Here is a 9472-nt window from a genome sequence, read left to right as displayed (position 1 = left end):
GAGAATCGCCCGTCCCGCCCGGACGCCGTGCTCTACCAGGACCAGGGCCAGAGGCCGCCGACCTTGATCCGCACCACCTGCGGGTCGTGGTCGCTCGCCTGGTCGGCGAACTCGGCATTGATGTGCACCACGTCGTAGTCGAGGCGGCGGACGCCGGGGCTCGTCAGGATGTGGTCCAGCGTCTGCGAGTTGCCGTCGAAGACATAGCTGTACCGCTCGCCGACGGGCAGCGTGCTGATCAGCGGCTTCAGCACCTTCCCCTTGGTCAGCGACTTCATCGTCGGGGAGAACTCGAAGTCGTTGAAGTCCCCGAGCGCGACGACCCGCGCCGACCGGTCCGCCTTCAGCAGTGAGGTGACGAAGGTGTTGACCTCGGCGGCCTGCTGGATCCGCTTGGTCTCCGATGACCGTGTCGGCTCCTGGTAGCGGCCGTGCAGCGGCTGGTCGCCGCCCTTGGACGCGAAGTGGTTGCCGATGACGAAGACCGGCTTGCCCCGGAAGACGAACTCGCCCACCAGCGGCTTACGGCTGTCCGCCCACGCCGGGCTCGCCGGGTTGATGCGGCCCGGGGACGCGGACAGCCTGACGCCCAGCCAGGTGTCGACGGCCCGCACCGGCGTGGTGGCGTCGCCACCCGGCCGGTCGGTGAAGGAGACCCGCTTCGGGTTGTAGAGGAAGACGTTGCGGATGTTGCCGCCCGGCTCGCCGCCGTCCTTGTTGTTCTCGGGGGCGATGTAGCGCCAGGCGTAGCGCGGCCCGCCCTTCGCGACGACCGCGTCCGTGAACCGCTTCAGCGTCGCCTCGGAGCCCGTCGTGCCGTCGTTCACCGGACCGTTGTCGTCCTGGATCTCCTCCAGCGAGACGATGTCGGGGGAGGACAGGTTGACCGCCACGCCCTCGGCCAGGGTGTCGAACTTGGCCTGGTCGTCGTTCGCGTCGAGGTTCTCCACGTTGTACGTGGCGACCGCCAGCTCGTCCTTCCTCTGCTTGCGGGTCACCTCGCGCCGCAGCTTCTTGTCGACGATGGTGCCCAGCTCGGTGGCCTGCACGTTGTAGCCGCCGTAGCTCGCGTAGTCGAGCACGCCGGTGGTGCGGCCCTTCAGCACGTCGCCCACGTTCGCCGCGGGGACCGGCTGCGCCGGGTCCAGCGACATCACCTTGAGGCGGCCGGTGTTCTGGTCCTCGTACGAGGCGTAGAGCGTGCCGCCGCGCCGGGTCGGGTTCTCCCGCGGCTTGACCGTCACCCAGATCTCGTCGTACGCGGTCGTCGCCCCGGTCACCCGGGTGTCGGCGATCTGGATCCGGGAGCCTTCCAGCGCCTCGTACAGGTCCAGCGCGTAGCGGGCCGGGTCCAGCGGGAGCGCGTCGATCGCGCCGCCGTCCGCCGAGGGCACGTAACGGCCGGGCACCGAGCGGGCGTCGAGGACGACCGGGGCGGGCAGCGCGTTGCCGGAGGAGAGGACGGTGGTGCGGGGCGCGGCGATCTGGGTGAGCGACTGGGTGCCGGTGCCCGGGTAGTATTCCGCGACCTTGCCGCTGACCAGGACCGCGTCGCCGACCTTGACGGTGGGGGCGGTGGAGCCGGTGTAGACGAACAGGCCCTCGCCGGTGCGCGGGTCGTGGTCGTGTGCGGTGTCCTGGATCCAGAAGCCGCGTGAGCCGCTGGTCCGTACGCCGGTGACGACGCCCGGGACGCCGGTCACCGCGGTGCCGTCGAGCGGGGAGACGCGGGTGGTGCCCTGGATGTCGTGGATCCGTACGTCGCCGGGCTCGGTCGGGCCGGGCTCCTCCGGCGGCTGCCCGCCGCCGGACGTCTCGCCCTTGGCGTTGACCGGGGTCGGGGCGCCCGCGGTGAGGTCGGCGGCGTTGTCGTCGGTGTCGGCCGGCGAGGCGGCCCGTGCGACGGACGCGGTGGCCGAGGCGCCGGGGACCGGGCCGCTGCCCTCCCGGACGACCGCGGAGCCGTAACCGACCAGATCGACGATCCGGGTGTCCGCCGCGCAGTCCGCCGCCGACTTGCAGGTGAGCGGGGCCGTCCCGGAGACCAGGGCGACGGTGCCGCTGCCCGCCGCCATGGCGACGGTGCCGGTGGCGTCCGCGGTGGGCAGCGCGACCGTGCCGCCGGCGCCCGCGGCCTGCGCGACCAGGTAGCGGCCGCCGGGCGCGATCGACCCGGACAGCTCGGAGACCTGCCACTGCGAACCGGCCGAGGGGCTGCCCGGCAGGTACTGGACGCTGAGGCCGTCGGCCTCGAAGGGCGCGGAGCCGGCGTTGGCCAGCTCGACGAAGTCCCGGGTCAGCGTCGCGCCGGAGTTGCCCCCGCCGCCGTACACCTCGGAGATGACGGCGGTCGCGGACGGGGCCGCCTGGGCGGCGGGCAGGGCGGTCACCGCGAGCGCGACGGCGACGGCGCCGGTCAGCAGGACGGAACCGGATCTGTATATCTGCACGGGAGGAGCCCCCAACTGAACTGAGTGGTAGGGGCAAAAGCTATGCGCGTAGAACGGGGCATGACAAGGCATCACCGGTTAATTCCCGGCATCGGCCGGATGGCGGACGGGCCTTCACGGCTCCGCGAGGGGACCGCGCACCCGCTTCGCATGCCCGCCATGCTGCTGCCATACCCCCGCCACGCGCCTGTCACGTGCGGCAACAGCGGAGCAACGCGCCCTGCCGAGACGGTCGTCCAGCATGCGGGCAGGTGTTTGACCGGGTTGCACCGTTCCGGCTACGTTGCGCGCCATGCAGCGATCCGCACACCTGACGACGCGAGGTCATGTCGACCTGAAGCGCGTGTGCTCCGCGGCGTGTCATCGGGCCTGAACGCACCCCGCCCCGTCGCGACCGCCACCGGAGCCCTTCCGGTGTGCGCCCGGATTCACGTCCGGATCCCTTCCGGATCGCGCCCGGTGTACGCACCCGGGGCCACCGTTCCACGGGAGAAGCCGCAACCCGGAGGGTTCTCGGCACGAGGCTCCGGCTCCGTCCGGACGCCTTCCCGCACGGCCCGCTGCCATCGAGGACCCGTGAAGACACCAGTGAAGCGTCCGCCCGTGCCCCACCGCCGCCGCACCACCACCCCGCTGCGCCGCTCGGACATCCCGGCCGCCGGGCCAGTCCGCCGGGCCGTCGGCACCGGATCCGTGCTGAGCGCGATCCTCGACCACGGGCCCGTCGCCCGGTCCACCGTCGCCCGGCTCACCGGTCTCTCCCCGGCGGCGGTGACCGGCCACGTCGGCCGGCTGCTGGCGCGCGGGCTCGTCCGGGAGGGCGCGGAGACCGCCGGGCCCAGGAAGCTCGGCCGTCCCCACATCCCCGTCGAGATCGACACCGGCAGCTACCTGGTCGCCGGGGCCCATGTCGCCGTCGCGCACTCCACCGTCTCCCTGATGGACCTGCGCGGCCGGATCGTCGCCGAGGACCGGCAGCCGCACGCCGGCGCGAGGAGCCCGTACGCCACCGTCCCCGACGTCTCCCCGCGCGGCCTGGCCACCGGGCCAGCCCTGCTGCGCGACCTCGCCGACCGGCTGCCCCGGCTCGTCGACGCGCACTCCGCGGGCCGGACCGTCCTCGCCCTCGGCTTCGCCACCGGACACCGGGTGGACCCGGCCGCCGGAGTCGTCGTCGATCATCCGCACCTGGGCTGGCGGGACGTCCCGGTGCGCGAGATCCTCGAAGCCGCCACCGGCCTCCCGGTTCATGTGGACAGCCACTCCCGGGCGTTGGCGCGCGCCGAGCAACTGTTCGGCGAGGCGTCGACCCGGGTCAGCACGGTCCTGCTGTTCGTCGGGGCCGTGGTGGACGCCGCGTTCGCCAGCTCCGGGAGCCTGCACCTGGGCCCCCGGTCCGGCGCGGGCAGCGTGGCCCATCTGCCGCTGGGGTCAGGCGGATCGGGCGGGGCCGAGCCCTGTTCGTGCGGCCGCGCCGGCTGCCTCCAGTCGGAGGTCTCCGAGCGGGCCATGGTGCGCCGGGCTGCCGAACAGGGCCTGATCGTCGGCTCGTTCACCGAACTGCTCGACGGGGCCCTGGCCGGGGACGAGCGGGCGATCGGGCTCTTCCGCCGGCGCGCCCTGCTCGTCGGCCGGGCGGCCGCCCTGCTGCTCGACATGTTCGACCCGGAGGTCCTCGTGGTCGTCGAGCCCGGAGCCGGCCGCATACCGGAGTGCCTGGCGCACCTGCGGGCCGAGGTGGCCCGCCGCTCCTGGGTCTGCGACGACCCCGAACGGGCCGTGGTGCCGAGCAGCTTCACCGGCTCGGTGCTGGCCACCGCGGGCGGTGCGGTGGCGCTCGGCGCGCTGTACACCGACCCGCTGGGGCCCTGGCCGGCGCTGCCCGCCGTGTCCTGAACCCGTCCGCCGCACCGTCCGGTGGACCCGTCCCCCGGCCGGTGCGGAACCCGACTTAATTCAGAACGTTGCATTGTTGACCGGCCCGACAGCCCCACAGGACAATGGATTCATGACCAGCCGACAGCGTATTCAGCAGAGCGTGCCCCGCACGGCTCACCGCTGTCGCGCGGCTGCGCCGGTGAGGATGGTCTCCCGGCCCTGTCGTTGTCGCACCTGTCCGGGTTCCTGACAAACGCCCCGTCGCATTTCTGACGCCTTGTCGTTCCCTTCCTGGCGGATTCCGTAGCAGCCGTAACAGGTGGCAGCGCCTTCGTGTCTCCGTGCTCCCGTGCGCCCATTTCTCGTATTCCCCTCCTTCCTTCCCAGGAGAGATGTTGACCGTCACCGTGCCCTCCCATGCCCCCGCCTACGCCCCCGACCGTTTCAAGCAGGTGTTCCGCCGCTATCCGGCGGGCGTGGTCGTCGTCACCGCCGACTCCGGCCGCGGCCCCGTCGGATTCACCGCCACCTCGCTCACCTCGCTGTCCCTGGACCCGCCGCTCGTCTCGTACGGCATCGGCACCACGTCCTCCTCCTGGCCCCATGTGGAGGAGGCATTCTCCACCGTCGTGAACTTCCTCGGCGCCGACCAGGAGTCCCTGGCCCGCACCTTCGCCACCAGCGGCATCGACCGGTTCGCCGCCCCCACCGCCTGGCGGCGGCTGGCGGACGGTGAACCGGTGCTCGACGGTGTGGCCGGCTGGCTGCGCCTGGAGACCGAGCGGATCGTGCCCGCCGGGGACCACCGGATCGTGATCGCCCGGGTCACCGACTCCTGGCTAGACGAGGACCGCAGCCCGCTGCTGTTCCACGACGGCGCCTACCACTCCCTCTGAAACCGCCTACCACTCCCTCCAAAAGCCAGGAACACATCCCATGCCTCGTCACCAGACCGACGACCTTTCCGCGACCCGCCGAACCGTGGGCCGCCGGTCCTTTCTCGCTCTCGCCACCGGAACGGTTCTCGGCCTCGCCGCCTGCTCTCCGCAGACCAAGACCGTGGTCAGTTCCGAACCCACCGGAAAGCTTCCCTCGGGCGCACCGCCGCCGGGCACGAAACTGACCGTCGCGATACGTCAGACCCGGCTCCAACTGAAGCCGTCCGGTCTGGAGAAGGACCTCGCCTTCACCGTTTCGGAATGGCCGAACCTGAGCGCGGGCCCGGATATCATCCAGGGTTTTCGGGCCCAGTCCATCGACCTCGCCTCGAATGCGGGAATTCCCCCGATCCAGGCCAAGGCCATCGGCGTCGACACGAAGATCGTCGCCGTCCAGGTGCGCCCGCGGCCCATTTACACCTTCGCCACGGCTCCGGGCTCGGGCATCGCTTCGGTGGAGGACTTCCGAGGCAAGAAGATCGGCTTCTCCCAGGGCCAGGCCCAGGGCGTCGTCGTGCTGCGCGCCCTGAAGGCGGCCGGGCTGAAGAACAGCGACGTCGAGCTCGTCGCCCTGCCCAGCACCCAGTTCCTCACCGCCCTCCAGTCCCGGCAGGTCGACGTGGCGCCGCTGGGCGAGCCGACCCTCACCAAGTACCTCGACCAGTACGGCAAGGACGGCGCCACCGGCCTCAAGACCGAGGTCGTGGACCTGCTCACCGTCCTGTGGGCCCCGGTGGAGGTGCTCAACGACCCGGCGAAGGCCGCCGCCGTCCGCAGCTTCATCCCGCTGTGGGCCAAGGGCCTGGTCTGGGCGTGGGAGAACACGGACGAGTGGATCGACACGTACTACGTGAAGAGCGAGGGCGTCTCCGTGGCGGACGGCCGCCGCATCGTCACCTCGCTGAACAAGCCCCAGTTCCCCGCGAATTGGGACAAGGCCATCGAGTGGGAGCAGGAGACCGCCGACCTGATGGCCGAAGGCGGCTTCGTACCGAAGCAGGACGTCGCCGACCTGTTCGACCGCCGCTTCGAGGGGCTGGCCGCCGAGTCCGTTCCCGCCAAATACCGGGAGACCTCATGACCGACCTGCTGCCCACCGCCCGCTCCGGCGGTCCCGCCGTCCTCACCAAGGGCGCGCCTCCTCCGTCGGACACCGCGGACCGCGCCGGACCCGCCGTCGCGCGCGGCACCCGCAGACGGCTCGGCCCCGGACGGGCGGTCCCCTTCGGCCGGCTCCTCGGCCCCGTCCTGCTCGTCGCCCTGTGGTGGGCGGCATCGGCCTCCGGCTATCTGGACCCGCGCATCCTGTCCGGGCCCGGCAGCGTCGTCTCCACCGCCACCGACCTGGTCGCCACCGGCCGACTCCAGGACAACGTCCTCATCTCCCTCCAGCGAGCCGGGCTCGGCCTCCTCTTCGGCGTCACCGCCGGGGTGGTCCTCGCGGTCACCGCCGGGCTCAGCCGCAGCGGGGAGTATCTGGTCGACGGGCCCCTCCAGATCAAGCGCGCCATCCCCTCGCTCGCCATGCTGCCGCTGCTGATCCTCTGGCTCGGCATCGGCGAACAGATGAAGGTCACGGTGATCGCGCTCGGCGTCGCGGTCAACATGTACATCAACACCTACGCCTCGCTGACCTCCATCGACAGCCGGTACGTGGAGCTCGCCGAGGGCCTCGATCTCAGCCGCGCCCAGTTTCTGCGCAAGGTCGTCGTCCCCGGCTCGCTGCCCGGCTTCTTCGTCGGCCTGCGCCTCGGCGTCACCTCCTCCTGGCTCGGCCTGATCGTCGTCGAGCAGATCAACTCCACCAGCGGCATCGGCTACATGATGTTCCAGGCCCAGCAGTACGCCCAGTCCGACGTGATCATCGTGGGCCTGGTCGCCTACGGGCTCTTCGGCTTCGCCTCCGACGCGGGAGTACGCGCGATTGAAAGGAAGGTCCTGTCATGGCGACGCACCCTGGCGGGCTGATCACGAAGGCCCCGCCCGCCGTCCGCACGACCCGGCTGGTACGGAGGTTCGGCGACCGGATCGTCCTGAAGGAGCTGGACCTGACGGTGGCGCCGGGGGAGTTCACCGCCCTCCTCGGCCGCAGCGGCTCGGGCAAGTCCACCCTGCTGCGGGCCGTGGCCCGGCTCGACCACACGGTCGAGGGCTCCGGTGAGCTCCTCGTCCCCGAACGGGTGTCGCTCTCCTTCCAGGACTCCCGGCTGCTGCCCTGGCTCCGCGTCCTGGACAACGTGACCCTCGGCCTGCGCGGCCCCGGCGCCCGCGAACGCGGCCTGACCGCGCTGGAGGAAGTGGGCCTGGCCGGCCGGGACCGCTCCTGGCCGCACGAGCTGTCCGGAGGCGAACAGCAGCGTGCCGCCCTCGCCCGCGCCCTGGTCCGCGAACCCGAACTCCTGCTGGCCGACGAGCCGTTCGGGGCGCTCGACGCCCTGACCCGGATCAAGATGCACGGCCTGCTGCGCGAACTGTACGAGCGCCACCGCCCCGCGGTGCTCCTGGTCACCCATGACGTGGACGAGGCCGTGGAGCTGGCCGACCGGGTGCTCGTCCTGGAGGACGGGCTGATCTCCGTCGACCTCGCCATCGACCTGCCGACCCCGCGCTCCCGCCGCGACGCCCGCTTCCAGGAGTACCGCGACACCCTGCTCACCGCGCTCGGGGTCGCGCAGCCGCCGACGACGGCCTGAAGCACCTCCACCCCACGCCTCCGCCCGCACCTTTCTGGAGACACCCATGCCTTCCGCCGGACCCCGCAAGCAGCTCCACCTCAACGCCTTCCTCATGTCCACCGGCCACCACGAGGCCTCCTGGCGGCTCCCCGAGAGCCCCGCCGAAGCCAACTCGGACATCGAGCACTACAAGAACCTCGCCCGGACCGCCGAACGCGGCCGCCTCGACTCCCTGTTCCTCGCCGACAGCCCGGTCCTCATGGGCGACCCCGGCCGCCGCCCCGCCGCCAAGCTGGAGCCCACCGTCCTGCTCACCGCGCTCGCCGGGGCCACCGAGCACATCGGGCTCATCGCCACCGCCTCCACCAGCTACAACGAGCCCTATAACCTGGCCCGCCGGTTCGCATCCCTGGACCATGTCTCCGGCGGCCGGGCCGGCTGGAACATCGTCACCACCGCCGGCGCGGACGCCGCCCGCAACTTCGGCCTGGACGACACCCCGCTGCACCGCGAGCGCTACCGCCGTGCCGCCGAGTTCGTCGAGGTCTCCACCAAGCTGTGGGACAGCTGGGCGGACGACGCCGTCGTCGCCGACAAGGAGCAGGGCGTCCACGCGCTGGCCGACCGGGTCCGCCCCATCGGCCACCGGGGTGAGTTCTTTCGCGTCGACGGGCCCCTCAACGTCCAGCGCCCGCCCCAGGGTTACCCGCTGCTCGTGCAGGCCGGGTCCAGCGAGGACGGCAAGGACTTCGCCGCCCGGTACGCCGAAGCGGTGTTCACCGCCCAGCAGACCCTGGAGGAGGGCATCGCCTTCTACAAGGACGTCAAGGCGCGGGCCGTGGCGCTCGGCCGCGACCCGGACTCCATCAAGATCCTCCCCGGCATCGTCCCCGTCATCGGCGACACCGAGGCCGAGGCCCACGAGCTGGACGCCGAGCTGGACCGTCTCATCGTCCCCGAGTACGCCAAACGCCAGCTCGCCCTGCGCCTCAAGATCGCCCCGGAGGACCTGGACCTGGACGCCGAACTCCCCGAGGACATCCCGACCGAGGACGAGATCGAGGGCGCCAAGAGCCGCTACACCCTCATCGTGGAGCTGGCCCGCCGCGAGCACCTGACCATACGGCAGCTCATCGGGAGGCTGGGCGGCGGACGCGGCCACCGCACCTTCGCCGGCACCGCCGAGCAGGTCGCCGACACCATCGAGCACTGGTACGACAGCGGGGCCGCCGACGGCTTCAACATCATGCCCGCCGTACTCCCCTCCGGCCTGGAGGCCTTCGTCGACCGGGTCGTTCCGATCCTCCAGGAACGCGGCCTCTTCCGCACCGAGTACACCGGCTCCACCCTGCGCGAGCACTACGGCCTGCCGCGCCCCGCCAACCAGCTCTTCGACGCGGTCGCCCCCCACGCCGACCTCGCCACGACGGGAGCCCGGTGACCGACTGTACGACGCGCGGCGGTGCCGGTCCCCAGCCGCAGCCGGGGACCGGCACCCGCTGGGCCCGCCGGCTGGTCGGCGACAGCCGGC

7 protein-coding genes are annotated in these 9472 nt (G+C 71.9%); 6 read left to right on the top strand and 1 reads right to left on the bottom strand.

What is annotated here, in order from left to right; all coding sequences use genetic code 11:
* Positions 1–32: 32 nt before the first annotated feature.
* Positions 33–2450 (bottom strand): endonuclease/exonuclease/phosphatase family protein, encoded by a 2418-nt coding sequence (locus tag ACFWM7_RS30155; protein WP_383266531.1) that lies wholly within the window; start codon positions 2448–2450, stop codon positions 33–35.
* Positions 2451–3038: 588 nt separating this feature from the next.
* Between ACFWM7_RS30155 and ACFWM7_RS30150 the strand changes: the two genes are divergently transcribed.
* The 6 genes from ACFWM7_RS30150 (at position 3039) to ACFWM7_RS30125 (ending at position 9382) form a co-directional block, all read left to right on the top strand.
* Positions 3039–4346, top strand: a complete 1308-nt coding sequence (locus ACFWM7_RS30150; protein WP_383266534.1) for an ROK family protein — start codon at positions 3039–3041, stop codon at positions 4344–4346.
* 374 nt (positions 4347–4720) lie between these two features.
* Positions 4721–5224: a flavin reductase family protein gene (locus ACFWM7_RS30145; protein ID WP_383266529.1), complete on the top strand. Its 504-nt coding sequence runs from the start codon at positions 4721–4723 to the stop codon at positions 5222–5224.
* A 40-nt stretch (positions 5225–5264) separates the two neighbouring features.
* Complete coding sequence (locus ACFWM7_RS30140) at positions 5265–6347, top strand: ABC transporter substrate-binding protein (protein ID WP_383266526.1); 1083 nt, start codon at positions 5265–5267, stop codon at positions 6345–6347.
* A complete protein-coding gene (locus ACFWM7_RS30135; protein ID WP_383266523.1) occupies positions 6344–7234 on the top strand; it encodes an ABC transporter permease in 891 nt (296 codons plus the stop codon). Before ACFWM7_RS30140 ends, ACFWM7_RS30135 begins: the two co-directional genes overlap by 4 nt.
* Entirely contained in the window at positions 7210–7959 is a 750-nt protein-coding gene (locus ACFWM7_RS30130; protein ID WP_383266521.1) for an ABC transporter ATP-binding protein, read from the top strand. Before ACFWM7_RS30135 ends, ACFWM7_RS30130 begins: the two co-directional genes overlap by 25 nt.
* Positions 7960–8005: 46 nt before the next feature.
* Positions 8006–9382: an LLM class flavin-dependent oxidoreductase gene (locus ACFWM7_RS30125; RefSeq protein ID WP_383266519.1), complete on the top strand. Its 1377-nt coding sequence runs from the start codon at positions 8006–8008 to the stop codon at positions 9380–9382.
* The last annotated feature ends 90 nt before the right edge of the window (positions 9383–9472 follow it).

The sequence above is a fragment of the Streptomyces sp. NPDC058375 genome (assembly GCF_042723425.1).
Lineage (GTDB): Bacteria > Actinomycetota > Actinomycetes > Streptomycetales > Streptomycetaceae > Streptomyces > Streptomyces durocortorensis.
This window is presented reverse-complemented; position numbering and strand designations above follow the sequence as displayed.